23 protein-coding genes are annotated in these 25,380 nt (G+C 72.3%); 11 read left to right on the top strand and 12 right to left on the bottom strand.

Features of this window, described 5'->3' with window-relative positions:
• Window positions 1–70: 70 nt before the first annotated feature.
• Entirely contained in the window at window positions 71–1,120 is a 1,050-nt protein-coding gene (locus tag CW359_RS06225; RefSeq protein ID WP_105968903.1) for a cyclase family protein, read from the bottom strand.
• Window positions 1,121–1,380: 260 nt separating this feature from the next.
• Between CW359_RS06225 and CW359_RS06220 the strand changes: the two genes are divergently transcribed.
• Window positions 1,381–1,764, top strand: coding sequence for a hypothetical protein (locus tag CW359_RS06220; RefSeq protein ID WP_105968736.1), 384 nt, complete (start codon window positions 1,381–1,383; stop codon window positions 1,762–1,764).
• Between the two features lie 113 nt (window positions 1,765–1,877).
• Window positions 1,878–2,285 (top strand): hypothetical protein, encoded by a 408-nt coding sequence (locus CW359_RS06215; RefSeq protein WP_105968735.1) that lies wholly within the window; start codon window positions 1,878–1,880, stop codon window positions 2,283–2,285.
• Between the two features lie 94 nt (window positions 2,286–2,379).
• Here the strand turns inward: CW359_RS06215 and CW359_RS06210 are convergent, their stop codons facing one another.
• A complete protein-coding gene (locus tag CW359_RS06210; protein ID WP_105968902.1) occupies window positions 2,380–3,726 on the bottom strand; it encodes an FAD-dependent oxidoreductase in 1,347 nt (448 codons plus the stop codon).
• A 441-nt stretch (window positions 3,727–4,167) separates the two neighbouring features.
• Here CW359_RS06210 and CW359_RS06205 point away from each other — a divergent pair, with 441 nt between their 5' ends.
• On the top strand, window positions 4,168–6,930 hold the full coding sequence (locus tag CW359_RS06205) for a discoidin domain-containing protein (protein ID WP_105968734.1): 2,763 nt from the start codon (window positions 4,168–4,170) through the stop codon (window positions 6,928–6,930).
• Here the strand turns inward: CW359_RS06205 and CW359_RS06200 are convergent.
• The 6 genes from CW359_RS06200 to CW359_RS06180 all read right to left on the bottom strand — a co-directional run bounded on the left by CW359_RS06200 (window position 6,927) and on the right by CW359_RS06180 (window position 14,760).
• On the bottom strand, window positions 6,927–8,162 hold the full coding sequence (locus CW359_RS06200) for an ABC transporter substrate-binding protein (RefSeq protein WP_105968733.1): 1,236 nt from the start codon (window positions 8,160–8,162) through the stop codon (window positions 6,927–6,929). The two genes, CW359_RS06205 and CW359_RS06200, sit on opposite strands and share 4 nt — an antisense overlap.
• A complete protein-coding gene (locus CW359_RS06195) occupies window positions 8,159–9,085 on the bottom strand; it encodes a hypothetical protein (RefSeq protein ID WP_105968732.1) in 927 nt (308 codons plus the stop codon). Before CW359_RS06195 ends, CW359_RS06200 begins: the two co-directional genes overlap by 4 nt.
• On the bottom strand, window positions 9,082–9,399 hold the full coding sequence (locus CW359_RS46285) for a zinc ribbon domain-containing protein (RefSeq protein WP_232838250.1): 318 nt from the start codon (window positions 9,397–9,399) through the stop codon (window positions 9,082–9,084). The genes CW359_RS06195 and CW359_RS46285 overlap by 4 nt, the downstream gene beginning before the upstream one ends.
• 96 nt (window positions 9,400–9,495) lie before the next feature.
• Window positions 9,496–10,581, bottom strand: a complete 1,086-nt coding sequence (locus CW359_RS06190; RefSeq protein WP_232838249.1) for a VWA domain-containing protein — start codon at window positions 10,579–10,581, stop codon at window positions 9,496–9,498.
• Window positions 10,582–10,684: 103 nt separating this feature from the next.
• Window positions 10,685–12,952 (bottom strand): serine/threonine-protein kinase, encoded by a 2,268-nt coding sequence (locus tag CW359_RS06185; protein ID WP_105968901.1) that lies wholly within the window; start codon window positions 12,950–12,952, stop codon window positions 10,685–10,687.
• 98 nt (window positions 12,953–13,050) lie between these two features.
• Window positions 13,051–14,760 (bottom strand): S1 family peptidase, encoded by a 1,710-nt coding sequence (locus CW359_RS06180; protein WP_232838248.1) that lies wholly within the window; start codon window positions 14,758–14,760, stop codon window positions 13,051–13,053.
• Between the two features lie 106 nt (window positions 14,761–14,866).
• On the opposite strand from CW359_RS06180, the gene CW359_RS06175 reads away from it, so the two are divergent.
• Window positions 14,867–15,217, top strand: coding sequence for a trypco2 family protein (locus tag CW359_RS06175; RefSeq protein WP_232838247.1), 351 nt, complete (start codon window positions 14,867–14,869; stop codon window positions 15,215–15,217).
• 39 nt (window positions 15,218–15,256) lie between these two features.
• On the opposite strand, the gene msrB is transcribed toward CW359_RS06175, so the two are convergent.
• From msrB to CW359_RS06155, 4 genes are all read right to left on the bottom strand, one after another.
• A complete protein-coding gene (msrB, locus tag CW359_RS06170; RefSeq protein WP_105968730.1) occupies window positions 15,257–15,664 on the bottom strand; it encodes a peptide-methionine (R)-S-oxide reductase MsrB in 408 nt (135 codons plus the stop codon).
• Window positions 15,665–15,678: 14 nt separating this feature from the next.
• On the bottom strand, window positions 15,679–17,067 hold the full coding sequence (murC, locus tag CW359_RS06165; RefSeq protein ID WP_105968729.1) for a UDP-N-acetylmuramate--L-alanine ligase: 1,389 nt from the start codon (window positions 17,065–17,067) through the stop codon (window positions 15,679–15,681).
• 176 nt (window positions 17,068–17,243) lie between these two features.
• Window positions 17,244–17,717 (bottom strand): indole-3-glycerol phosphate synthase, encoded by a 474-nt coding sequence (locus CW359_RS06160; protein ID WP_105968728.1) that lies wholly within the window; start codon window positions 17,715–17,717, stop codon window positions 17,244–17,246.
• A gap of 140 nt (window positions 17,718–17,857) precedes the next feature.
• On the bottom strand, window positions 17,858–18,694 hold the full coding sequence (locus CW359_RS06155) for a pyrimidine reductase family protein (protein ID WP_105968727.1): 837 nt from the start codon (window positions 18,692–18,694) through the stop codon (window positions 17,858–17,860).
• A 37-nt stretch (window positions 18,695–18,731) separates the two neighbouring features.
• Between CW359_RS06155 and zapE the strand changes: the two genes are divergently transcribed.
• From zapE to CW359_RS06120, 7 genes are all read left to right on the top strand, one after another.
• Window positions 18,732–19,838, top strand: coding sequence for a cell division protein ZapE (zapE, locus tag CW359_RS06150; RefSeq protein ID WP_105968726.1), 1,107 nt, complete (start codon window positions 18,732–18,734; stop codon window positions 19,836–19,838).
• Between the two features lie 175 nt (window positions 19,839–20,013).
• A complete protein-coding gene (locus CW359_RS06145) occupies window positions 20,014–20,412 on the top strand; it encodes a hypothetical protein (protein ID WP_105968725.1) in 399 nt (132 codons plus the stop codon).
• A gap of 109 nt (window positions 20,413–20,521) precedes the next feature.
• Window positions 20,522–21,112 (top strand): carbonic anhydrase, encoded by a 591-nt coding sequence (locus tag CW359_RS06140; RefSeq protein ID WP_105968724.1) that lies wholly within the window; start codon window positions 20,522–20,524, stop codon window positions 21,110–21,112.
• A gap of 11 nt (window positions 21,113–21,123) precedes the next feature.
• Window positions 21,124–22,602: a SulP family inorganic anion transporter gene (locus CW359_RS06135; protein ID WP_105968900.1), complete on the top strand. Its 1,479-nt coding sequence runs from the start codon at window positions 21,124–21,126 to the stop codon at window positions 22,600–22,602.
• Window positions 22,603–22,716: 114 nt separating this feature from the next.
• On the top strand, window positions 22,717–23,580 hold the full coding sequence (locus tag CW359_RS06130; protein WP_232838246.1) for a slipin family protein: 864 nt from the start codon (window positions 22,717–22,719) through the stop codon (window positions 23,578–23,580).
• A complete protein-coding gene (locus tag CW359_RS06125) occupies window positions 23,510–24,400 on the top strand; it encodes a PPK2 family polyphosphate kinase (RefSeq protein ID WP_105968723.1) in 891 nt (296 codons plus the stop codon). The genes CW359_RS06130 and CW359_RS06125 overlap by 71 nt, the downstream gene beginning before the upstream one ends.
• Window positions 24,401–24,501: 101 nt before the next feature.
• Complete coding sequence (locus CW359_RS06120; RefSeq protein WP_105968722.1) at window positions 24,502–25,353, top strand: polysaccharide deacetylase family protein; 852 nt, start codon at window positions 24,502–24,504, stop codon at window positions 25,351–25,353.
• Window positions 25,354–25,380: the final 27 nt, after the last annotated feature.

The following is a 25,380-nucleotide window of genomic DNA, read 5'->3' as shown; positions in this document are numbered from 1 at the left end:
AGTGATCTCGTACCAGTTCGGTGCGGGTCAGGGGCAGGATCCCGACCCGCACCGAACGACTTCGGCACCGTCAGACGGTGGCGACGGGCGTGAGCGGGCTGCCCTGGGTGCCGGGGAGGTTGAGCGGGGGTGCGGTGAGGAGGAAGCGGCTGCGGTTGTGTTCGCGGAGCCAGGCGGCGAGCGGGCCGAGGTTCCACAGTTCGCCGAGGGGGACGCCCAGCTTGAACAGGCAGAGATGGTGGATGGGGAGGAGGGAGTGGGGTCCCGTCTCGTTGCCCACACCCACGCCTTCGACCGCGTAGTTGTCCGCGACCAGGCCCGCAAGCTGCGACTCGGTGATCCATAGGAGGATCTCGGGGTCGTGGGCGTCGAGGTAGGCGGCGGTCTGGTGGATCGCGACCGGGTCGGGGTTCTTGTTCCAGTTGAGGATCTGGGTGGCGAAACCGGTGTGGAGCAGGACGATGTCGCCGGGCTCCACGGTGACGTTGTCGGCGTCCATGATCTCGCGGAGCTGCCGGTAGTTGACGGCCTGGTAGCCGGTGCCGAGGTGGTGGGCGATGTCGATGAGGACACCGCGGCCCTGCACCCCGTGCTCCGCCATGTGTTCGAGGCCGAGGTGGCGGGCGAAGCCGAGGCTGCCGCTGCCGTCGCCCTTGGCGTCGTCCTGCGGCCCGACCAGGTCCGTACCCGCGCGGTAGCCGTTGTAGTAGACGGCCTCGTTGACGCCGTCGGCATCCGCGTCGAACTCGGCGCCCTGGTGGCAGAGGGCGTCCCACTGGGTGGAGTACTGGAGCCACAAGGTGACCACGTCGTCGGACCAGACGTCGATCAGGTCGGGCGAGAAGTGCTCGCTCGCCTTGATGTTGTAGAAGACGTCCTGGTTGTGCTGGAGGTCCTCGGTGGGGCGCAGGATCGGCGGGTAGCGGCGCTGGTTCATGGCCGAGCCGCCCGGATAGTCCAGCGGGAGGCTGAGGCTGAAGGCGATGCCGTGCTCGACCTCGCGCACGCCTTGGAGGACCTTCTCCTTCGTGACCAGGTTGATCCGGCCCAGCTCGTCGTCCTCGCCCCAGTCGCCCCAGGTCGAACCCGGCGGACGCTGCTTCCAACGCTTCGTCGTCATGGTCATCCTTCTTCCTGGCGCCGGTCCTCGTCGACCGCCTCGACCGCCTGCACCTGCATGCTACGTATTGTGTACCGACCGGTCAATTAAATGATCGGAGGCAGGACGGGCAGGACGGGGCGGATGGTGTAGCGGGCTACACCATCCATTCGGGAGAACGGTCCCTCGTGGCGGCGAGCGGGCGACGGGATCGTAGTCGGCAGAGATCGGAAGAGATCAGAAGAGACCGACAACGTCCCCAGGCCCCGAAGGAAACTCCCGTGAAGTCGCTGCTCGCCGCCGTGAAGTCGTTCATCGCCAACCTGTTGCTCTGGTCGTTCTTCGTCGGCGGCCTCGCCGCGAGCACCGCCTCGGGAGCCGTCCTGGACGGCACGGAGAAGAGCATCGCCACCTACGCCGGCATCGCCGTGTCACTGCTGGCCGGCTCGCGCATCGCCAAGAAGCCGAGGATCAAGGCCTTCCTGTCGAAGCCGTCCACCCTCTGGTTCCTGTTCCTGTTCAACGGCGGGGTGGCCGCGTTCTGCTACCTCACGATGGACGGGGTGAAGGGCATCGCGACCGCCGCGGGCATGGGCCTGGTCTCGCTGGGCGCGGCGGGCGGTCTCGTCTCGGGCCGCAAGAAGCGCGCCCCCGCCGGCTACTGAAGCCTCTCAGCCTCGCCACCTCACAGCTTCTCCACCTCACAGCTTCTCTGCCGCTCTGCCGCTCTGCCGCTCTGCCGCTCAAGCCAACGAAACGAAGTGAAGGGACCCCTGCCATGCCCTCGTACCTCCGCCGTGGACGTCGTCGTACCGCCGCCATGGTCACCACCGTCGCCGCCGTCGCACTCACCGCCGGGCTGCTGACCGGCTGCGAGGACCTCGACAACTCGCTGGGCTGCATCAGCAACGCCGACTCGATCTCGGACAGCATCAAGGCGATCCACGAGGCGGGCTGGGACGCGGTGAAGGACCCGTCCAAGACCGACGACTCCATCGACACCATCGACAAGAACCTCGACAAGATCAACAAGGAGACGGACGACAACAAGGTCGACAAGGCGGTCGACGACCTGGACAAGGCGATAGACGACTACAACAGGTCGATCCTGAACGGCGACACGAGCCCCGACTCCAGCAAGATCGACGCGGCGGCCGACCGGCTGAAGGACGTCTGCACGTCGTAACGGGAAAGCACCGGGGCCCTGCCGTACGACACGGCAGGGCCCCACGTGCGTTTCCTCAGACGCCCGGCTCCCCCTGCTCCCCCTGCTCCCCCGGCTACTCCGGTGCCTCCTGCGGCTCGGCCGGGGTCGGCGACGGCGGGCCGAGGAGCACGGCACGGGCGACGGCGGGGGCGAACAGGGCGGTGACCGGCTCGGAGAGGGTCAGTACGGCACGGAAGGCGCGTCCCACGACGGGGTCGCCGGGCGACCGTTCGGTGACCCGGCCCAGATACCACTCCGCGACGCGGTCCCCGGCCTTGTCGGCGACCACCGCGTTGCCGACCACGCCCGGCATCCTGCGGTCCGCCCCGGCGGAGATGTCCCAGGCCAGCCGGGACGCCCCGAGCAGCGCCCGCTGCACCCGGCGGGTGGTGGGCGTACGGCGCCGGTCGGCGAGGGCGTCGCGCAGGGCGACCGCGCTCATCGCGGCGACGGCCATGCCCTGTCCGTAGATCGGGTTGAAGGTGCACAGGGCGTCGCCGGTGGCGAGGAATCCGGCGGGCAGGCGGTCGGCCAGGTCGTAGCGGCGGCGGACGTTGCCGGTCCGCCGGTAGCCGAACGCCGGCGAGAGTGGTTCGGCCGACTCGATCCACCGGTCGAGGAGCGGATGCCCCAGCCGTTTGGCGTACGTCTCGAACTCGGCGTCCCCCGTGGGCGGTTCGTCGCCGCGCAGCCCCGAGATGATGACCAGGTGGCTGCCGTCCTCCAGCGGCAGCGCGCCGCCCGCGTGGACGTGGTCGGGGTTCGGGTAGACGTAGAAGCCGAGGGTCCCGTCGCCGAGGGCGCCGTCCTTGCCCCGGTAGACACGGGAGGCGTACGCGATCCCGGTGTCGATGGTCTCCTCGTGCGCGGCCCCGGCGCCGATCGCGGCGAGCCACTGCGGTGCCTTGGTGCCGCTGCCGGAGGCGTCGACGACCAAGTCGGCTGCCAGGGACCGCTGTTCGGCGCCCGCGCCCTCGGAGCGGTCCCGCAGCAGCACGCCCCGCACCCGCGAGGCGTCGCCGAGGAGCCCGACGGCATCACTGCCCTCGACCACGCTGATCACCGGGTTGGCGAGCACCCGCCGCCGCACCAGGCCCTCCAACTGGGCCCGGGAACCGGTGTAGATGTGGGTCGACGGAGGCACCCGCCGGATCCAGCGGCCCTGCTGCCACAGCACGAGGTTCGACGGCAGGCCCACCCGTGGCGCCCCGGCCTCGCCCAGCTCCGCGAGGAAGCCGGGCAGCAGCGAGTCCAGCGCCAACTGCCCGCCCTGCAGGAGGACATGGGGATGGCGGCCCTGGGGTACGCCGGCCCGCGCGCCGGTGCCGTCCGGGAACCGGTCGCGCTCGACGACGGTCACCCGGTCGGCGTGTCCGGCCAGGACGTGTGCCGCGAGCAGCCCCGCGAGGCTCCCGCCCACGACGACCGCGTGCCGCCCGCCCCGACCGCCGCCCTCGCCCCAACTGCCCGCGCCCACCGCAGAGTTCACCTGTCCGCTCCCCTGGTTTCCTTGCCGTGCGAAAACCCAAGTATCCCGGTCCGCAGGGCAGGTTGAGCGTGTTCCCGTTCGTCGGCGAGTTGCCGCCGGCGCGACGCGCCTCGCCTCCACACGCCCTCGGCCGCTGCCGCACTCCCCCCACCACCCGCCCGTCCACGGACGGAACCCTCCTCCACCCATGTCATGATTCGCCCCACAAAACCCCATTGAGGGATGAAGTGGGTAGCTCGTCCGCCGCAATCCGCATCCGCATCCGCGTCCGTATCCACCTCTGGGCGGACCGCAGTTGAAGGGACACCGTTGCCACCACGAATCCGCCCTGCCAGGGGCCGAGCCGCCGGGCGTCCGCGTGACGGCCGGTTGATGTCGCCCGCTGTCGTGGGTCTGCTCGCCCTGGCGACGGCACTCGTCCCCGCCCTGACCCTCCCCGCCGCGCAAGCGCCCCGGGCGGCTGCCACGGGTGTGCCCGACCGGCCCTGTCTCCAGGACGCCGGGGACCCGGCCTGGGCCCCCTCGACCACCCGGCCGGACCGGGCGAACCCCTACCGGGCCTACGTCTCCAACGGCTTCCTCGGCCAGCGCGTTCCCCCCAACGGCATGGGCTACGACGCGACCGGCGAGCGGACCGGCTGGCCCCTCTACACCCCGGCCTACGACGGCTCCTTCGCCGCGGGCCTGTACGCCCGCGACCCGGCCGTGGCCAAGGGGTTCCAGGTCGCCGCCGCCCTCCCCACCTGGTCGACGCTCACCGTGGGCGTCGGCGGGGACACCTTCACCTCGCGGACGCCCGCCGCCGCGATCTCGGGATACCGCCAGACCCTGTTCCAGCGCTGCGGACTCGTCCGTACGTCCCTGACCTGGACGTCCGCCGACGGTCGGGCCACTGACCTGGTCTACGACGTCACCACCGACCGCGACAACCCGCACGTGGGCACCGTACGGCTGCGCATGGTCCCCCACTGGCGCGGCCGGACCACCGTCACCGACACCCTCGACGGCGCCGGGGCGCGGCGGATCACCAGGACCGGCGGCGGCCCCCGGCCGGGCGGCGCGGGCCGGACCATCGGCCTCGCCTTCCGCACCGACGGCACGGAGGTGGCCGGCGCGATCGCCTCCACCCTCGTCCTCGGCGGCGCCGCCACCCGTGCCGTCCCGGACGACTCCGGGACCCTCAAAGGACCCCGGTCCGACCGACGGGCCGCCGACGTCGGCTCGGAGAGCCAGTCCGCCACCGTCGAGGTCGAGCCCGGCCGGTCGTACGAGTTCGTCAAGTACGTCGGTGTGGATACGGAGTTGACGTCCGGTCAGCCGGAGCGCTCCGCGCTGGACGCCTCCCGGTGGGCCGCCGCGCGCGGCTGGGACACGCTGTTCGGCGCGCACGCCAGGGCCTGGAACGAGCTGTGGCGCGGCGGCATCGAGGTGCCCGGGCGGCCGGACGTCCAGGCCTGGCTGCGGTCCGCGCTGTACGGGGTGCTGTCGGCCACCCGGCCCGGCACCGCCACCAGCGTGTCGCCGGTCGGGCTGACCAGCGACAACTACGCGGGGCTTGTCTTCTGGGACGCCGAGACGTGGATCCAGCCGGGGCTGCTTGCCTTCCACCCGGAGTCGGCGCGGACGATCGTGGAGTACCGCCACCGGACGATGCCGGCGGCCCGCGCCAACGCCGCCCGGCTCGGTCACCGGGGCCTGTTCTACTCGTGGACCAGCGGCGCCGACGGCGAGCTGGCCGCCGAGTGCCACAGCGTGGACCCCGACCACTGCCGGATGCAGAACCATCTGCAGAGCGACATCTCCCTCGCCGCCTGGCAGTACTACCTGGTCACGGGCGACAGGGCCTGGCTGCGCGGCCGTGGCTGGCCACTGCTGAGGGGCATCGCGGACTTCTGGACGAGCCGGGTCACCGCGAACGCCGACGGCTCGTACTCGATCAACCATGTGGCGGGGCCCGACGAGTACAGCAACGACGTCGACGACGGCGTCTTCACCAACGCCGGTGCGGCGGTCGCCCTGCGCCACGCCGTCCGCGCCGGACAGCTGCTCGGCGAGGCGGTGCCGGAGGAGTGGACCAGGATCGCCGACGGGCTGCGCATCCCCTACGACGACAAGAGCGGCGTCTACCTCCAGTACGCGGGGTACGACGGCACGAAGCCGATCAAGCAGGCCGACACCGTGCTGCTGATCCACCCGCTCGAATGGCCCATGGACAGTGCGCGCAAGGCCCGCACGCTCGACTACTACGCCCGGCGCAGCGACCCCGACGGCCCGGCCATGACGGACTCGGTGCACGCCGTCGCCGCCGCCGAGATCGGTGCGCCCGGCTGCGCCACGTACACCTATCTGCTGCGCTCCTACCGGCCGTTCGCCCGCGATCCGTACGCGCTGTTCGCCGAGGCGCGCGGTCAGAAGGCCGGGGCGTCGGACCCGCTGGCCGGGCAGCCCGCCCAGGACTTCCTGACCGGCAAGGGCGGCTTCCTGCAAGCCTTCACCCATGGTCTGACCGGGCTGCGCTGGCGCGAGGACGGCATCCGGCTCGACCCGCTGCTGCCGCCGCAGCTCAAGGAGGGGGTGACGCTGCACGGGCTGCGCTGGCAGGGACGTACCTTCGACATCGCGATCGGGCCCGAGGAGACCACCGTCCGGCTGACCGGCGGCGATCCGATGCGGGTGGCGTCGCCGGACGGCGACCGGCTGGTGAGCGGGTCCGCGCCGGCCGTCCTCAAGACCCGGCGCCCGGACCGCGACCCCACCGACAACCTGGCGCGCTGCGCGCGGGTCGGCGCCTCGACCGAGGAGCCCGGCGCCTACGCGGTGGCGGCGGTGGACGGCAACGACACCACCTTCTGGTCGCCGGACGGCACCGAAGGGACCGTGACCCTCGATCTGCGCCGCCCCCGACGCCTCACCCATGTCACCACGCGCTGGCGGGACCCGCTCCCGGCCACGCACTCGGTCGAGGTCTCCCGGGACGGCGACGGCTGGACGACGGTACGGCCCGAGGGAGTCGCGGGCACGCTGACCCCGCCGGTGGGCGCCCGGTACGTCCGGGTCACCGCGCGGGGCGACGGCACCGACGAGCGGCCGGCCCTGGAGGAACTGGCCGTCCGGGGTGGCGAGGCCAAGCCCTAGCTGCAGACAGGGAGTTGGGGGGTGCCCGGGGGCAGTCCTGGCGTGCTCTGGGGGACGACGCGTCGTCGTTCCAGGGCCGCCAGTTCGGCGTCGAGGGTCCTCGGGGAGAGGAGGTAGCGGAGGACCGCCTGGTGGAAGGCGTCCCGGGTGGCGCGTGGCATCGCGTCCGAGGCGTCCCAGCAGAGGGTCTCGTCCGGTGCGCGGAGGGTCGCGCCGATCCGGCCCTCCGTCGAGTTCCCGTCGTGGGGGCTGGTGGCGGCCGTGTTCACCGTGTGGCCCGGGAGCGGGGTCCCGGGGTCGGCGAGGTAGCGGATCCACTCCTTCGCCTCGTCGGTCGGGTTGAGCATGACCGCGAGGTCGCCGGAGACCTCCCAGCGGTTCCCGGCGGCGGACTCGGGGAACACGTCGGCGGAGTGGACGTACCGGGCGCCGCCGGGCCGCTGCTGCCAGTGGGCGGCCCTGAACGACCCCTGGTGCTCCAGCCGTTGGGCGCAGGCGTTGTCGAAGTCGTCCTTCAGCGCCCGCTCGACGCGTGCCAGGTCGCCCGCGCCCACCAGGTCGCCGAAGGTGGTCCAGGCCGCGCGGACGCTGTCGTGGGTCCAGGCGAGGCTGCCGTCCACCCACTTCCGGTACGTCTTGGCATCCGTCTGCTGCAACAGGATGTCCTCCACCCAGTCGGTGCCCGGCCAGCCGGAGGTAGCGCCGGACCCCATGGCCAGACACCAGTTGCGGGGCGTGCCCGCGGACTCGGCGACCTGGTCCCGCCGGATGCCCGAGTACCACACCATGCTCTTCAGACTGGCCTTGACCGGCAGCCAGTACGTGCCTTCCAGGCCTCCCTGTGGCCTCAGTCGAGGCGTCCAGAAGTCGTCGTACTGGTCGGCGTCGAACAGGGCGTCGAGCCGGTGGAGCCTGCCCTGGGCCGCGTAGGCCAGCAGTTCGCCGGGGCCGGGGACCATGGCCACGTCGGGCGGGGTGCCGGAGGCGATGTCGGCGGCCAGTACCTGGCTCAGGGCGGAGCTGCCCTCGTAGATGACCTCGATGCCCTTGTCCTTCTCGAACCGGTCGATGACCTCCTGGAAGGCCTTCTCCTCCGCGCTGCTCCAGTTGGCGAGCAGGGTCACCGAACCCCTGTCGTGCGCCCAGTGCACCCCGGTGACGACACCGGCCGCGAGCAGGACCAGACAGGCGCAGACGATGCCGAGGGTGCGGGGGCGTGGCCGTCGGCTCATCGCGACCCCTCGAAGCGGTACTCGGCGATGCGCGGCCACAGCCCCGCCACCGTCAGCGCCATCATCAACACCCCTCCGATCAGCACCCAGCTGGACAGCGCCGCCCAGAAACCGGCGTCCGCCATACCGGCCTCCACCTGTCCGGCGACCTTGGCGACCTCGCCGGCCGGCTGCGGCGTGCGGAGTTGGTCGAGGACGCCGGTCATCGCCCGGTGCGCCTCCAGGGTGAAACAACTCAGCACCGCCACCCCGGCCACGCACAGCACGGTCGCGGCGAGCAGCGGCGGGTGCACGGAGTGGCGGAACCGGCGCCGTGCGAACCGCTGCGCCTCCACCAGCGCCGCGCACAGGGCCACGGCCAGCACCAGGACGGCGCTCCAGGCCAGCCACAGCGGCTCGGGAAAGGACGCCTGCCGCTCGGCCTCCGCCATCTTCTGGTCCCGCAGGTCCGCCAGGCGGCTCATGATGTCCCCGTCGGTTCCGGGGCCGAGCACCTGGTTCGCGTAGTGCAGATAGACGGCGCTCAGCCGAGGGTTGTGCCGCGCCTTGCCCAACCGCTCGACCCAGCCCGAGTAGACGGCGATCAGCCCGGTGACGGTCTGCAGGGTGTGGCGGCCCGCGAGGCCGGTGACGTTCTCCGAGGCGGCCAGTGCGAGGCTCTGGTGCGCGACCGAGATCTGGGTGTGGAACTCGCCGGTGGTGTCGTCGTCCACCGCCCCGCTCCGGGTGACGACCTGGTGCGCCTTGCCGAGCGCGTTCCGCGCGGTGTCGACCGCCAGGATGCCCGGCGCGCTCGACGAGGCCAGCGGCACGGTGTCGTCGTGCACACCCCGGTACGCGCCGAACAGTACGAGGGTCGCGGCGGCCCCGAGGGCCAGCAGCAGCCGGAGTCTGCGGGTGAGGTCCCGCCCGGTGGTGCTCATGGCCGCTCGCCGAGGCGCTGCCCGCAGGAAGGACAGAACCGCGCGGTCACCGACGCCTTCTTCCCGCACGCCGGGCACGGCACGACGGCCCCGGCCGGTCCCGCGGGGCTCGTGGGGGCACGGCCGGGGGCCGACACGGGCCCGTACGTGCTGTGGCTGCTCGCGGTGATCAGCCGCTCGAAGTCGATGGCGGCCACCCCGGCCCGCATCCTGACCCGCCCGGCCGCCGCGTCGACGATCTCCACGACCTGCGCCAGCCGGTCGAGCGACCCGGCACCGCCCATGGCGTGGGCGAGCCGCACCGCCTCGCCCAACTTCCGCTCCGCCGACTCGTGTTCACCCTCCCGGTAGGCGTCGGTCGCCGCCGCGATGGCCTCACCGAGCCGCTGGTGCCGCTCGAAGTGCGCGACCTAGACGTCGGTGTGCCGGGACGGCTCCTGGTCGTCGGTCCAGTGCACGACACAGGCCAGCGGCGTCGGCAGCCGCACCCCTTCGCCACCGGGCATGTCGGCGGCCACGACGGCGAGTTGGAGGTCCTCCCCGAGTCCGCGCCCGGCGGGGTCGGCCGCGAGGCACAGCTGGTAGCGCCGGGTCTCGTCACCCCAGGCCCGGGTGACGAACCGCCGCGTCCCGTCGCCCTCCTCCCCTGCGCCGCAAGGGAGTTCGGCCTCGGTCGGGAAGACCTGCTTGAGGTAGCGCACCGCGACCCCGGCCATGGGCCGTACGGAGATGACCAGTTCGGGAACACTCTTGGTGAGCAGACGGTGCATCAGTCTCTCGTACTCCCCCGGCAGCGCGGAGTCCTCCCGCACGGAGGCCGCGCTGCCGTGCAACCGCCGGGTGATCTTCAGCAGGCCGCGCCCCTCCCAGCCGTCGCCGATGCCCCAGGCGTCGCACACGAAACGCCCCGCGCACGCCTCCAACACCTCCTCCAGCGGCCCCTGTTCGTCGTGCTGGTTCTTGCCGTCGGTGAGCAGCAGGACATGACCGATCGGCGCGTCCTGCTCCGTCAGCAGGTCACGGCACAGGTCGAGCCAGGCACTGATACGGGTTCCGCCGCCCTCGATCAGCCGGCTCACGGCCTTCTCGGCCGCCGCACGCTGCCGGGCGTCCGCCCGCGCCATAACCGTGGTGTCCTGGGTCTCCAGGGCGGCGGGGTAGACCATGGTCGCCTCCTCCGTGCCCCGGACCACCGCGAACGGGGTGCCGTCCGGCAGTATCCGCAGCGCCGCCACGGCCGCCCGTTTCGCGTGGCGGAACTTCTCCTCCGGCCAGGCCATCGAACTGGAACAGTCCACGGCCAGCACCTGGGCGAGCACGGGCCCGGCCCCTCCCCCGCCCGCCGTGCCGTCGACCCGGACGGTCAGGATGGCGTGCATCTGCGGTTCGTCCGCCTTGGCGGACAGGTACTTCGACTGACTGATCTCCAGCCCGACCGTGGGCCGCCCGCGCTCGTCGTCACCGGCCACGCGCCCGTCCGGTACACCTCTCTTCACGGCTGCGTCTGTGCCTGTACTCGTACTTGTGCCTGTGTCCACCGTGTCCGTGCCCCTTGCCCTCGTCCTCGGACCGCCGCCCCGCCCGCACTGCCATCGCGCCTCACGCCGTACGCCGCCACCCCCGAAGCAGCTCCCGGAAGCCGGCCGTCTCGGGGAGGGTCGCGTACGCCCGGTCCAGCAGCTCCCCGCGCTCGTCGGTGCTCCCCGCCTGGTCCGCGAGTCGTTTCAGCGAGCGGGAGAGCAGCTCGCCCAGCGCCCTCGGTGTGTCCGTCGGCCCGAACAGCTCCCCGGCGGGGAAGTCCGGCCCCCATCCCCCGGGCGGACGGCAGGTGAGCGCGTGTTCCCGGACCTCGGTGACCAGCCGGTCCCAGGCCCCGCTGCCGTCGAGGTGCAGCGCGGTCGGCGGTCGTCTGAGCCCCTGCAGCCGTTCGGCGGCCTCGCCGAGCTGGGCCGCCGTGGGGCCGGACCCGGGCAGCCGTCCGGTGAGCACCCGGATCGCGGCGACGCGTGCGGCGTCGTAGTGCCGGGAGGTCGTCGGTATCCGGTCGAGCACCTCGACGGCCGCCCGCCGGTCGCCCCGGCGCAGCTCGATCCGGGCGAGCCCGAGAGCCGCGCTGCCCTGGGTCCGGTCCCTGCGCCGGACCGCCTCGTAGTACTCCTCGGTCTGCCGCTCCCCGGCGGCGAGGTGTTCCGCGCAGTAGCCGAGGGCCAGCTTCGGCGCGGACTCGCCCGGCAGGGTGGCGTAGGTGGCGGCGAACTCGCCCTCCGCCTTGCGCACTTGACCCCGCGTCAGATGCAGCAGTCCCTGGTGCCAGAAGATCCGCCAGTCGTACTCGCGGCTCAGCCGGCGTGCCCTGCCCAGCCAGCGGTCGGCCTGGTCGACGTCCCCCGCGTCCAGGTAGGCGCGGCTCAGCCACAGCGCGGTCTCCAGGGTGGCCGGCGCCGGGTTGCGTTCCGCCTGCTCGGCAATGCGCTCCGGGTTGTCGGCGGCGAGTCCGCCGAGCAGTACGGCGGCGGTGTCCTGGGGGTCGGGGATCGGGACGGGCAGCGCGCGGGCCACGTCGCAGGGTTCGGGTGGGCCGATGGGCAGTTCCGGAGGACCGGCGGAGCCGGGGCGCCGGGTCCAGTGGCCGAGGGACGGGACCGTGCCGAGGTCGGAGCCGAAGAGCGCGGCCGTCGGCGCGAAGCGGGTGGAGCGCTCCGGGTAGGGCTCGTGTCCGCTCAGGGCCTGGTGCTCCCGGAGCACCTCCCAGAGCTGGCGGGACATCTCGGCCGCCGAGCTGAAGCGGGCGGCCGGTTCCGGGTGGGTGGCGCGTCTGACGAGCGCGTCGAAGGAGCGGGCGGCGAGTCCGGCGGCCGGGGTGGCGCGGACGGCGAGGGATCCGAGGGTCTTGCCGACGGTGTAGAGGTCGGTGTCGACCTGGAAGCCGCGTTCGTCGCGTTCGGTCTTCGGCGGTGCGTAGTCGGGGGTGTAGACGAGGCTGGAGGAGCGGTCGTCGGTCCGGCGGATGGCCCCGAGGTCGATGACCTTGATCTCGCGCCCGTAGTGGATGACGTTGTCGGGCTTCATGTCGCAGTACAGGAGGCCCTGGTCGTGCAGGTACTCCAGGGCGCCGAGGATCTTGCAGCCGTAGGTGAGCACATGGCCGAACTCGAACGCGCCGCCGAAGAGCCGGGCGAGTTCCGCGTCGGAGGCGTGCCTGATCCAGCCGAGGGACCGGCCGCCGACGTACTCCATCACGATGTAGCCGGTGGCCTCCGTCTCGCCGGGGGCCTGGTGGTGCACGTACGTGACGATGCGGACGATGTCCCGGTGGTGGAGCGTGGTGAGCGAGCGGCGCTCCTCGACGGCCGTCCGGCGGGCGGCGGCGTCACCGGTGTTGATCAGCCCCTTGAGGACGACCAGGTGGTCCGGCACCCGGGTGTCCTCCGCGAGATGCACCCAGCCGAGCCCGCCCGCCGCGAGATACCCGAGCACCCGGTAGTGACCGCCGACCCGGTCGCCGGGGCGCAGTCTCGGCCGGAAGGAGTACGCCTTGCCGCACTGGTCGCAGAAGCCGTGGTCGGGCGCCGGACCTCCGTCGTGGGCGACCCCGATGGTGCCGTGACAGTTCTCGAACCCGCAACGGCGGCCCCCGGTGGGCGGCCGGGCGACGGTCCCGGCGGCCTCCGACGGCTCCGGCGCGGGCACCTGCGGCAGGACCAGCAGTCCGTCACGGTCCAGCGCGCGGGCCGCCGGGGCGGTCGGGGCGGTCGGCCGGTACGAGGGTTCCGCGCGCCCGGCGACGGATCGCGCCGGCGCCGCCCGCAGCGGGGCCGGGGCGGCGGGCCGCATGCGGGTGCAGGTGTCGCAGAAGCCCGTGACCATGATGTGGCCGCCGGGGCAGTCGAACCTGCCGCACGGCTCGGATGGTTCGGGAGGTTCGGGGGGTTCGGAGGGTTCGGGAGGTTCAGGCGGTGCCGACATCATGGCGAGGCGGCACCGCCCACGTCCTGAGCCGCCCGGTCTCCCCGTCCCGCCCCATCGGCCTGCCCGGCCCTGTCCCCGCGCTCGATCCTGCGCGTGTAGGCGTCCACCGCGGCCTCGACGGCCGGTATGTCGCAGGGCCTGGCCCGCAGCAGTTCGTGGGCGTGGAGATAGAGCGCGTCCACCACCAGGTCCTCCTCGCCCTTGGCGGCCTGCCGGTGGAGCGCGTGGTAGCTCCGCAGCCGGCCGCGCAGTTCGTCGCGCCGGTCGCGGAGCCGGTCGAGGGTGCCGATGGTCGCGGCCAGCCCGGCCGTCACGCGTTCGGCGAGCCGCTCGTACCGTGCCAGGTCGGGACCCCGGCCGCCGTCGCCCGTGGCACCCGCCGCCCGGGTCAGGTCCGCGAGGGCGGCGTGGGCGCTGACCAGGTCCGCGTGGGCGCGGCGGGCGTCGTCGGTCCGTACGGCGGCCGTGCGCTCGTACAGCGCGGTGGCCAGCGGGCCGGTGGCCTCCTCCAGCCGCGCGACCAGCCGGGCGCGGCGCTCCCGCGTGGGGGCGGCGACCAGTCGGTACAGGGCGTGGCGGTGGGCGGCGCCCGCGGTGCGGAAGACCAGGAGGAGGCGGCTGCCCTCGGCCCGGAGCATCTCCAGGAGGTCCAGAAGCGCGAGCGGGTCGACGGCCTCGTCGACGCCGACGACGACCAGGGTGAGGGTGACCCGCGCGGCCCTGATCCGGTCGGCCAGCGGGGCGGCCCGGTGCTGCCACAGGCCCGTACGCTCGGCGATCCGCTCCTCGATCCCGGCGGAGGTCAGCCCGGCCGCGTCCACGGCCAGGTCGTGGCCACCGGCCGACGGGACGGTCCCCGGCGGGTCGTGCGAGGCGCGGCAGACGGACGCCGAGGTGCGTAACTCCCGGTCGGCGAGGGTGATCGCGCGGCGCAGGGTGGCGGCCCGGACGGCGTCGTCGGCGCGGACGAGGCTGATCTTCACCTGCTGTCCGTCGTCCCGCAGCCAGTCGGCGAGCCGCTGGGCGAACGGCTCGTCGAGCAGCGCCCCGGCGGCGTCGTCACGGGTGGACCTGAGCCGGTCGTCGACAGCGGTCCGCCCCGAGGTCCACCGGGCCACCTGCGGCAGATGCCGGACGATGGTCTCGGCCGGGGTCATGAAGGAGAACAGGTTCCCGTGCCGGTCCTGGAGCCCGGTGAGCACCATGCCGATGACCTCACCGGTACGGCTGTCGACGACCCCGGAGCCACTGCAGCCCGGACTGGCCAGCTCCCCACGGCTCGTCGGGCTCAACTGCACCTGCCCGTCCCGCCCGCAGCCCCCGACGACGGTGGCCCGGAACCAGATGCCGCCGTTGTGGTCGTACGGAAAGCCGTACATCCGCACGGCACGATTGGGCGCCGACAACCGGTGCAGCCGCGCCGGATCCCCGTCCGGCCTGGGGTGTGCCAGCCTCAGCAGGGCGACATCGCCACTGGGGTCGCCGTCGGCGTCCCTGCTCTCCGGCACATACGCGTCCCCGTCCACCCAGGCCGCCACCGAGGGCACCTCATGGCCGGGCGCCCCGACGAACTCGGCGGTGACCCCGACGCCGCGCTCCACCACGTGGGCGCAGGTGAGGACTTGATCGGGGCTCAGCAGAATGCCGGCGCCCGCGATCTCCCCGTTCGCCCGCCGGATGCGCACCGCCCAGGGCGGTGTCTCCAAGGACGAATTGGTATGGATACCCCCGTCAGCAGCCACACCGTCACTATACGGTGGCGGTTGCGCATACTGGTGCGCAATGGAGTAACAGGCTTTGGGGAGGTACGAGTTGCCGGACGCACCGGGGTTCGTGGGGCTGGCCGAAGTGATCCGTCAGGTCCGGGGCGAGCTGGAGGAGGCCCGGGAGGAAGCGCAGGGCCGGGCACTGGGCTTCACCGTGGAGAACGTGAACCTGACGTTCTCGGTGCAGGTGCACCGCTCAGGCACGGGCCGGGGCGGGGTGCGGATCGGCGTGGTCACGGCCGAACTCGGCGGCACGGTGGACCGCCAGACGACGCATCAGGTGCAGGTCGACCTGAAACCGGACGTGGGCGGCGAGCGGGTGCGGGTGGGCCGGGGCAGCGCCCCCGGCACCACGACGCCGGACGGCGGGACACCCCGACCGCCCGGCGAACGATGAACGGATGATCAGACGAACCTGGCCACGAACTGGCGCTCGTCAGCCGGCTTCGGGCGCCAGCCGCAGCGAGATGCTGTTGATGCAGTACCGCTGATCGGTCGGGGTCGGATACCCCTCACCCTCGAACACATGCCCGAGATGCGATCCGCACCGGGCACACCGCACCTCGGTCCGCACCATCCCGTGGGACCGGTCCGCGATCAGCTCGACCGCGTCCGTGTCCTTCGGGTCGAAGAAGCTCGGCCAGCCGCAGTGCGACTCGAACTTCGTCTCCGAGGTGAAGAGTTCGGCGCCACAGGCCCGGCAGGAGTAGACGCCCTTCGTCTTGGTGTCCGTGTACTCACCGACGAAGGCGGGCTCCGTGCCGGCCTGACGCAGCACCTTGTACTCGGCCGGAGTCAGCTCCGCGCGCCACTGCTCGTCCGGCTTGTCGACGTCGTACGACATGAAGCTCAGCCCCTTTACTGCGCGAGACGGTCCAGGATCAGCGGGCCCAGGTCGGTCACGTCACCCGCGCCCATGGTGAGAACGAGATCACCGGGCTTCGCCATTCCCGCGACGACCTCGGGCACCTCGGCCTTGTCGGAGACGGCCGTCACATCGGCACCGGCGGCCCGCGCGGCGTCGATGATCAGCGTGCTGGTGACCCCCGGGATCGGGTCCTCACGGGCCGGATAGATGTCGAGGACGACCGAGGCGTCCGCGAGCGCCAGAGCCGCGCCCATCTCCTTGCCCAGCTCCTGAGTGCGGGAGAACAGATGAGGCTGGAAGACGACCAGGATGCGCGCGTCCCCGACCGCCGCCCGCATCGCCTCCAGGTCGGCGGTCATCTCGGTCGGGTGGTGCGCGTAGGAGTCGATGACCTGGACCCCGGCGGCCTCACCCTTCAGCTGCAGCCGCCGCTTCACGCCCGTGTACGCGGCCAGCGCGGACGCCAGCTCCCCGGCGGGCACGCCCAGCGCGACACCGGCGGCCAGCGCGGCGACGGCGTTGTGCGCGTAGTGCCGCCCGGGCACGGAGACGGTGAAGGTGAGCGGGGCCCCGTCCAGCTCGACGGTGACCTCGCTCCTGAGCCCCTGGGCCACGACGGACAGCACCCGCACATCGGCGTCTGCGGACTCCCCGTACGACACCACGCGCACGGAGTCGGGCAGCCGCCGCGTCAGCTCGCGGGCGCCGTCGTGGTCGGCGGAGATCACGAGCGTCCCGCCGGGCACGATGCGGCCGGCGAACGTCTCGAAGGACTCGTAGATCTCGTCCATGGAGGCGTAGTTGGCGTGGTGGTCGAGTTCGACGTTGAGGACGATGGCGACCTCGGGCGCGTACTTGTGGAAGCTGCGGTCCGATTCGTCGGCCTCGGCCACGAAGATGTCGCCGTCGCCGTGCAGGGCGTTGGAGCCGGGCGCGTCCAGGTCGCCGCCGATGGCGTAGGAGGGGTTGAGCCCCAGCTCGCTCAGCGACACCGCGAGCATCGACGTCGTGGTCGTCTTGCCGTGCGTACCGGCGACGGCGATCGGCCGCAGCCCGTCCATCAGCCGGGCCAGCGCGTCCGACCGGTGCACGACGGGAATCCCCAGCTCGGCCGCCCGGGCCAGCTCGGGATTGTCGGCGCGAATAGCGGAGGAGACGACGACACAGGTGGCGTCGTCGGCAAGATGCCCGGCGGCATGCCCGATGTGCACGGTCGCCCCGAGCGCCCGCAGCGCGACAGCGGTCTCGGACTCCTTGGCATCGCTCCCGGCCACAGAGGCCCCCCGCTGAGCAAGGATCTTCGCGATCCCCGACATCCCGGCCCCACCGATACCGATGAAGTGCGGTCGTTCCATGGCGGTAGGAAGGCCGGGGGCCATGATCTCTCCCTGTGCGTGGTGCGTACGGCGGACGTTCCGAGGAGCCAGCCTATTGCTTCTCGAAGAGCGGCGACCGCATCGCCCTGGGGGCGCGGGGCTGTATCGATTTGCGGCTCCGCTGCGGGGCGCGACCAGCCCCCACCGGACCCGCACCCGACGAACTACCCCGCGACCCCCTACGCCTTGCTGTGCGAGAACAACTTCAGCACCGGCACCCCCACCTTGTGCCGAGCCCGAGAAGCCCAGTCCCGGTGAAAGAACTCCTCCACGTAGTGCGGATCGGTCAGCACGATCACCTCGTCCGCCTCGACCTCGTCCACCAGCCCCCGAAGCGCATCCAGCGGATGGTCCTCGACGATCCGCCCCTCCGCCTCGTTGCCCGACCCCCGGAGCGCCGCCAGCGACACCTCCAGCGCCTGCTCCCCGAGCGCCGCCGCGTCCTTGCCCTCCGGTGTGTCCCGTTCGTGCGCCGCCTCGTCCAGCTCGCCGAGGGCAATGTCGTCGATGGCGCGCAGCAGCCGGTCGGCCTGGTCGCCGCGGGGCTGGAGCAGTACGTGGAAGGCGACGTCCTCGTCGCCGTGCAAGGTGGTGACGAACTCCACGTCGGCGGACGTCAGGGCCTTCTCGATCATCAGTACGCTTGTGAACACGACAGGCGCCCTTCTCCTCCGTGGGCCGTCCGTAGGCCCTTGCGGAAACCATCCTGCCCCGTGATCGCACGGGGTCTGCGAGTTTTAGTGTGCCCAGCGAAAGCCAAACGGAACGGCAGATTCCACTTCATGTCGTGACGTCATGTGCGGCGGTAGCGACTGAACAGGAACCCCTCCTCCTCAAGCAAGGACACCAGTTCGAGGCGCCGGGGAACAGTCAGGGACGGCCCGCCCGAGATCCGCTGGGCGTCCCCCACGCTGAGCATCGGGGAGAGGGTCAGGCACAGCTCGTCGAGCACACCGGCCGCCACCAGCTGTCCAAGCAGCCGGGGCCCGCCCTCGGCCAGCAGCCGGGTGTACCCGAGGCCGGCCAGGGCCTGGACGGCGCGTGCCGGGTCGACGCCCGTGCCGTCACCGGCGACGAGCACCCGGGCGCCCGCCTTCTCGGCGGCGGCGACGCGGTCGGGAGCGGCGGCGGCGCCCGTGAGGACGACCGTGGGCACGAGCGGCGAGGTGAACAGCGGCAGCGAGAAGTCCAGCTCCAGGCTCGCGCTGACGATCGCGACCGCCGCCGCCTCCGCCTGTCCGGCCGCCGCGCGGGCTCCGGCGAACTCGGCACGCGCGCGTGCGGGCCGGTACCCCTCCTGGCGTACCGTTTCCGCACCGACGAGCACGACATCGGCCAGCGCCCTCAGGGTGCCGAAGATCCGCATGTCGGCGTCGGAGGAGATGGGCTGGGACCGGCCGTCGTGCTGGGCGGCGCCATCGAGCGTGGACACCATGTTGGCCCGCAGCCAGGTCTCCGGCCGCCCGTTCGCCCACTCGGGGTAGGCATAGGCGGCGGCCAGCTCGTCCAGGCTCCACTCCCGGTCCCCCGCCCCGGAGCCCCCGGGCACACCACCGCCCCCACCGGCATCCACGGCCCCTCCCGAGGCCCCGGCCACTGTCTCTTCGGTCACAGGGAACAGGCGTCGCATACGAGGCAGTCTGGCACGGCCCTTAGCATGGTGAACCGTGCCTACCACCCCAGCCACCCCCGGATTCGGCCCGATAGCCGACGCGGCCCCGCTCTCCCTCTGCGTGCGCGAGCCGCACGTCCCCGCGGACCGGCTGGTCGCCGAGATGGTGCCGCCGCCGCGGTTCGACTCGGTGCGCTTCGGTACGTACATCCCGGACCCGAACCAGCCCAGCCAGCCCGAGGCCGTGCGGGTCCTCGAAGGGTTCGCCGGCGGGCTCGGCGGGGCGCACGCCGTGGGGGGCGGCAAGCGCGGGTTCTTCGGGTTCGGGAAGGCCAAGGCGGCCAAGCTGCCGGCCGGGCCGCGCGGGGTCTATCTCGACGGCGGCTACGGCGTCGGCAAGACCCACCTGCTCGCCTCCCTCTGGCACGCCACCCCGGCCGAGCCCGCGCTCAAGGCCTTCGGCACCTTCGTCGAGCTGACGAACCTGGTCGGCGCCCTCGGCTTCCAGCAGACCGTGCGGACGCTCAGCGGCCACCGGCTGCTCTGCATCGACGAGTTCGAGCTGGACGACCCGGGCGACACCGTCCTCGTGTCGACCCTGCTCGGCAAGCTCGTCGACGCGGGCGTCGCGCTCGCCGCCACCTCGAACACCCTGCCGGGCAAGCTCGGCGAGGGCCGGTTCGCGTCGGCGGACTTCCTGCGCGAGATCCAGGGCCTGTCCGCCCACTTCCGCGCCCTGCGCATCGACGGCGAGGACTACCGCCACCGGGGGCTGCCCCAGGCCCCGGCGCCGTACTCCGAGGAACAGGTCACCAAGGCGGCGTACGTCACCGAGGGCGCGTCGCTCGACGACTTCCCCGCGCTGCTCGACCACCTCGCCCGGGTGCACCCCAGCCGGTACGGCGCCCTCACGGACGGTCTGAAGGCCGTGTGCCTCACCGACGTCCAGCCGGTTCCGGACCAGTCGACGGCGCTGCGGCTCGTCGTGCTCGCCGACCGGCTGTACGACCGCGAAGTGCCCGTGCTCGCCGCCGGCCTGCCCTTCGACCAGCTGTTCAGCGAGGAGATGCTGAACGGCGGCTACCGCAAGAAGTACTTCCGCGCGATCTCCCGCCTCACCGCGCTGGCCCGCGACGCCAAGGGGCTCGTGGAGCCGTCGTAAACCCTTGCGTCAAGGGCCAGTTCGCGTCATCCCACCAGCGCTTTTCAGGCTGTCTTCAGCATGAAACGCTAAGTTCACGCTGCAAAGAACTTCGCAGGGTTAACGTGTTTCTTGACCTTCGATTGACCAGCCGTTGACGTGCGCGAGGGACCGCGAGACACCAGGAGGGGGGCGCATGTTCCGAGGTACCACCGTCCGGACCGTGATCTCGCTCCTCACGGCCGCACTGCTGGCCCTCCAGCTCTTCACTCCCACCGCTTCCTTCGCATCCGCGCACACGGCCCGTCACGCCGAGGCCAAGACCGAGACCAGAAACAAACCCAGGGCCGCGCCTCTCCGCGACGAGTACGTTACCTGCGGTAATGACGGGCGTCCCCACGACCCCGCCTGGCCCCTGCGCATCCGCGACCGGCATCGAATCGTCGATACGGCTGCCGAGGCGCCCGGCCGCCCGGCCCTCGTGGCGGACCCCACGGCCCCGCCCGAACCGCGCGCCCCGGTCACCTCCCGCCACCAGGCGCCCAGATCACCGACCGCGCACACCCCGGCAGCACTCCAGGTGTTCCGCTGCTGACAGCCACGGCGTCCCCACACGCACTGTCAAGCACGCCCCACCGTTTATGTACGTACGACTGTCATGTACGTCCGACGCGCCCCAGAAGCGCGCCAGGAGGAGTCACCACATGCAGCCCCTGATCGACAACGCCCGCACCTTCGGCCGGCGTCCCGAGGAGTTCGCGAAGCTCGCCGAAGGCCAGTCCCCCCAGGTCCTGTTCATCACCTGCTCCGATTCCAGGGTCGTCCCGGCCCTGATCACAGGTGCCAGGCCCGGCGAACTCTTCGAGCTGCGCACCGCAGGCAACATCGTCCCCCCGTACGCCACCGGCCGCCCCACCGGCGAGGCGGCGACCATCGAGTACGCCGTGGAGGTCCTCGGCGTCAGCGACATCGTGGTCTGCGGCCATTCCCACTGCGGCGCCGTCGGCGCCCTGGTCCGCGGCGACGACCTCACCGCCGTACCCGCCGTACGCGACTGGCTCGCGCACGCCGCCGGTGAACCCGACACCACGGCCGCGTCCGACACCGACGACCCGACGGTCGCGGCGGGCGTCCAGAACCACGTCCTCACCCAGCTGCTCCGGCTGCGCTCCTACCCGTGCGTCGAGCAACGCCTGGCCAGGGGCGAACTGCGGCTGCGCGGCTGGTACTACGAGGTCCACACCGGGGCCGTACGCGAACACCGCGCCGCCACCGACGCGTTCGAAGCCCTGTGAGCGCCGGCGCCATGACCGGCCTCGGCAAACCGGCCAGGTTCCCCCATCTGCGGCAGGACTTCGCCGCCTCGCTCGTCGTGTTCCTCGTCGCCCTGCCGCTGTGCGTGGGCGTCGCCGTCGCCTCCGGGGTCCCGGCCGAACTCGGCCTGGTCACCGGCATCGTGGGCGGCATCGTCACCGGACTCCTGCCGGGCAGCAGCCTCCAGGTGTCCGGCCCGGCCGCCGGTCTCACCGTGCTGGTCTTCGAGGCCGTCCGGGAGCACGGACTGCCCGCCCTCGGGGTGATCGTGCTCGCCGCCGGGCTGCTCCAGCTCGGGATGGGCGCCCTCAGGCTGGGGCGCTGGTTCCGGGCCATATCGGTGTCCGTCGTCGAGGGCATGCTGGCCGGGATCGGCCTCGTGATCATCGCCGGACAGCTGTACGCGGCGGCCGGGCTGAAGGCGCCCGCCGCCGGGCTCGACAAGATCGCCGGGCTGCCCGAGGCCGCCGCGAAGGCCGTCGGGAGCACCAGCGCACTGGCCTCGCTGGCCGTCGGCGCGGGCACCGTCGCCGTGCTCGTGCTGTGGCGGCGGCTGCCGAAGAAGGCGCGGGCGGTGCCGGGCGCGCTCGCCGCGGTGGTCCTGGCGACCGCCGTCACCCTGGCCTTCGGCCTGCCGGTGGCGACCGTCGAGGTGAAGGGCCTGCTGGACGCCGTCCAGCTCCCCGGCCTCGGCGCCTTCGGTGAACTGGCGAGCCTGGGCATGCTCGGCACGGTGGTGGCGTTCACGCTGATCGCGTCCGCCGAGAGCCTGTTCAGCGCCGCCGCGGTGGACCGGCTGCACGACGGTCCGCGCACCCGGTACGACAAGGAGCTGATGGCGCAGGGCGCGGGCAACACGGTGTGCGGGCTGCTGGGCGCACTGCCGATGACCGCGGTGATCGTGCGCAGCTCGGCGAACGTCCAGGCGGGCGCGCGCACGAAGGCGTCCCGGGTCATGCACGGCGTATGGCTGCTGCTGTTCGCGGCGCTGCTGCCCGGCGCGCTGGCGCTGATCCCGCTGCCCGCGCTGGCGGGCATCCTCGTCCACGCGGGCTGGAAGCTGATCCCGCTGCGCGGGGTCGCCTCGCTGTGGCGCGAGCACCGGGGTGAGGCGCTGATCCTGGTCGTCACGGCCGTGGCGATCGTGTCCGTGAACATGTTCGAGGGCGTGCTGATCGGGCTCGCCCTGTCGGTGGGCAAGACCGCCTGGGAGGCCTCGCACCTGAAGCTGGAGGTCATAGACAAGGGCGCCGGACCCATCGGGGCCCATCTGTCGGGCAACGCGACCTTCCTGCGGCTGCCGAAGATCCTCGACAGCCTGGAGGCGCTCCCCCAGGACCGGCCGATCGAGCTGGACCTCTCGGGTCTGCACCATCTGGACCACGCCTGCCGCACGGCCCTGGAGAGCTGGGCGGAGCGGCACAGCGCGGCCGACACCGAACCGGTGCGGGTGACGACGGCGACGCCGTAGCCCCCCGCGCCCCACGGTTGCCCGGTCCGAGGCTCGCCCCGAGCCCCGGACCGGGCATATCGTTTATTAACGTGCCGATCGGCGCGTACGGGACGGCTGCGAGGGGTCGTCGTCATGCTTGAGGAACTGCTGGCCGCGGGGATCGCCACCGGAACCGCCGGGCTCGTCTATGTCGGGGCGGCTGCCCGGGTCGTCAAGCAGTACGAACGCGGGGTCGTCTTCCGGCTGGGCCGGCTCGCCGGGGACGTGCGCCCGCCCGGGTTCACCATGGTGGTGCCGCTGGTGGACCGGCTGCACAAGGTCAACATGCAGATCGTCACCCTGCCGATCCCGGCCCAGGAGGGGATCACCCGGGACAACGTCACCGTGCGGGTCGACGCGGTCGTCTACTTCAAGGTGATCGACGCGGCGAACGCGCTCGTCCAGGTCGAGGACTACCGGTTCGCTGTCTCGCAGATGGCACAGACGTCACTGCGGTCGATCATCGGCAAGAGCGACCTGGACGATCTCCTCTCCAACCGGGAAAAGCTCAACCAGGGGCTGGAGTTGATGATCGACAGTCCGGCGATGGGCTGGGGCGTGCAGATCGACCGGGTCGAGATCAAGGACGTCTCCCTGCCCGACACGATGAAACGCTCGATGGCCCGCCAGGCCGAGGCCGACCGCGAGCGCCGGGCCCGGATCATCAACGCGGACGCCGAGTTGCAGGCCTCGAAGAAGCTGGCGGAGGCGGCCGGGGTGATGTCCGAGCAGCCCGCGGCCCTCCAACTCCGGCTGCTCCAGACGGTGGTGGCGGTCGCCGCCGAGAAGAACTCGACACTCGTCCTGCCCTTCCCGGTGGAGCTGCTCCGCTTCCTGGAACGGGCCGCCCAACCCCCGCGACAGCCGAGTACGGAAAGAGGTACCCATGGCCAGGAAGGACTCGAAACAGGACTCAGGGAAGAGCAGGGTCCCGGCGGGCGACCGTCCGCTGAGTGAGCTGCTGCGCGTCCCCGGCGAGCGGCCCGTGGACCTCGGCGCGTACGACGCCCGGGCCACCCCGGGCGGGCCCGCCGACAAGGCGGCGGGGCTCGCCGCCACGGTCCTGCTGGGCGAACGGCTCGCGGACCTCCAGGAGCGCCTGTGGGCGGCCGGTTCGGCGGGCGACCGACGGCGGCTGCTGCTGGTCCTCCAGGGCATGGACACCAGCGGCAAGGGCGGCACGGTCAAGCACGTCATCGGCCTGTTCAACCCCTCGGGCTGCCGCATCAGGGCCTTCAAGGCCCCCACCCGCGAGGAACTGGGCCACTCCTTCCTCTGGCGCATCAAACGGGCCCTCCCGGAACCCGGCGAGGTCGGCATCTTCGACCGCTCGCACTACGAGGACGTCCTGATCGCCCGCGTCCGCGAACTCGTCTCCCGCGCCCAGCTCACCACCCGTTACCACCAGATCAACGGCTTCGAGAAATCCCTGGCCGACGACGGCGTGACCGTGGTGAAGTGCTTCCTCCACATCTCGTACGACGAACAGCGGCGCCGCCTCCTCGAACGCCTCGACAACCCCGACAAGCACTGGAAGTTCAACACCGGCGACATCGACGAGCGCGCGCTGTGGCCCGCGTACCAGGAGGCGTACGAGATCGCCCTGGAGCGGTGTTCGACGGCCGCGCCCTGGTACCTGGTCCCGGCGGACCGCAAGTGGTACCGCAACTGGGCGATCAGCCGACTGCTCCTGGAGCACCTGGAGGCGCTGGACCCGCAGTACCCGAAGGCGGACTTCGACGTGGCGGAGTCCAGGGCCCGGCTGCTCGCCACCTAGCCGACCTCGGGGGTACGGGGTCACGGCCGGGCGGGTGACATCCCGGCGGCTCGCCCTCGCGGCGGGCCACCGGGCAACTCCGGCATTTCTACCTTCGTACGATGATCACTCTCGTACGACGAGTCGCCGCAGCCTGTGTCCTCGGCGCCGCACTCGCCGCGTGCGGCACCGCACCCGTCCCCCAGCGGGCCGAACGCCCTCCCGCGCGCCCGTCCGCGGCGCCCTCCCGTCCGCCCACGCTCGCGCCCGGGCCCGCCGGTCTGACCCCCGTCTTCCGGAACGGCCCGCGGCACACCCCGGCGAAGACCGTCGCGCTCACCTTCGACGCCGACATGACCGCCGGGCAGGGTGAGCGGGCGGCGCGGGGTGAGCGGTTCGACAATCCCCGGCTGATCGGCACGCTGCGGGCGCTGAAGGTGCCGGCGACCGTGTTCATGACGGGTCGGTGGGCCGAGGAGTACCCGGCCCAGGCCCGCTCGATCGGGCGGGACCCCTTGTTCGAGGTCGCCAACCACTCGTACAGCCACTACGCCTTCACCGACGACTGCTACGGACTGCCGACCATCGACGACTCGCAGGCGCGGATGCGGGCCGACGTCGAGCGGGCCTTCGCCGCCTTCCGGGCCGTCGGGGTGGACCACGCCATGCCCTACTTCCGCTTCCCGGGCGGGTGTTACGACCGGCGGGCGCTGCGCGCGCTCAGCGCGACCGGGGTCACCGCCGTGCAGTGGGACGTGGTCGGCGGGGACGCCTTCGCGACGGACGCCGACGCGGTGGCCCGGGAGGTGCTGGCCGGTGTACGGCCCGGGTCGGTGGTCGTCCTGCACTGCACGAGCAGCGCCGCCCCGGCGACCGAGCGGGCCGTGCGTGCTGTCGTGCCCGTGCTGCGGGAGCGGGGGTTCCGGTTCGTGAAGGTGTCCGAGCTGATCGGGGCCACGGGTGACCGGCGATGACCGGTGCTGACCGGCTTACGCTGGTGT

It is taken from the genome of Streptomyces geranii, assembly GCF_002954775.1.
GTDB classification, from domain to species: domain Bacteria; phylum Actinomycetota; class Actinomycetes; order Streptomycetales; family Streptomycetaceae; genus Streptomyces; species Streptomyces geranii.
The sequence above is the reverse complement of the archived record's forward strand: the minus strand, read 5'-3'. Positions and strand labels throughout refer to the sequence as shown.

Excerpts from the sequence above, each read along its gene's own strand:
- CW359_RS06225 (WP_105968903.1), bottom strand. The coding sequence starts at position 1,120 with ATGACGACGAAGCGTTGGAAGCAGCGTCCGCCGGGTTCGACCTGGGGC.
- CW359_RS06215 (WP_105968735.1), top strand. The coding sequence starts at position 1,878 with ATGCCCTCGTACCTCCGCCGTGGACGTCGTCGTACCGCCGCCATGGTC.
- CW359_RS06205 (WP_105968734.1), top strand. The coding sequence starts at position 4,168 with ATGTCGCCCGCTGTCGTGGGTCTGCTCGCCCTGGCGACGGCACTCGTC.
- CW359_RS06200 (WP_105968733.1), bottom strand. The coding sequence starts at position 8,162 with ATGAGCCGACGGCCACGCCCCCGCACCCTCGGCATCGTCTGCGCCTGT.
- CW359_RS06195 (WP_105968732.1), bottom strand. The coding sequence starts at position 9,085 with ATGAGCACCACCGGGCGGGACCTCACCCGCAGACTCCGGCTGCTGCTG.
- CW359_RS06185 (WP_105968901.1), bottom strand. The coding sequence starts at position 12,952 with ATGGTCACGGGCTTCTGCGACACCTGCACCCGCATGCGGCCCGCCGCC.
- msrB (WP_105968730.1), bottom strand. The coding sequence starts at position 15,664 with ATGTCGTACGACGTCGACAAGCCGGACGAGCAGTGGCGCGCGGAGCTG.
- murC (WP_105968729.1), bottom strand. The coding sequence starts at position 17,067 with ATGGCCCCCGGCCTTCCTACCGCCATGGAACGACCGCACTTCATCGGT.
- CW359_RS06155 (WP_105968727.1), bottom strand. The coding sequence starts at position 18,694 with ATGCGACGCCTGTTCCCTGTGACCGAAGAGACAGTGGCCGGGGCCTCG.
- CW359_RS06145 (WP_105968725.1), top strand. The coding sequence starts at position 20,014 with ATGTTCCGAGGTACCACCGTCCGGACCGTGATCTCGCTCCTCACGGCC.
- CW359_RS06140 (WP_105968724.1), top strand. The coding sequence starts at position 20,522 with ATGCAGCCCCTGATCGACAACGCCCGCACCTTCGGCCGGCGTCCCGAG.
- CW359_RS06135 (WP_105968900.1), top strand. The coding sequence starts at position 21,124 with ATGACCGGCCTCGGCAAACCGGCCAGGTTCCCCCATCTGCGGCAGGAC.
- CW359_RS06130 (WP_232838246.1), top strand. The coding sequence starts at position 22,717 with ATGCTTGAGGAACTGCTGGCCGCGGGGATCGCCACCGGAACCGCCGGG.
- CW359_RS06125 (WP_105968723.1), top strand. The coding sequence starts at position 23,510 with ATGGCCAGGAAGGACTCGAAACAGGACTCAGGGAAGAGCAGGGTCCCG.
- CW359_RS06120 (WP_105968722.1), top strand. The coding sequence starts at position 24,502 with ATGATCACTCTCGTACGACGAGTCGCCGCAGCCTGTGTCCTCGGCGCC.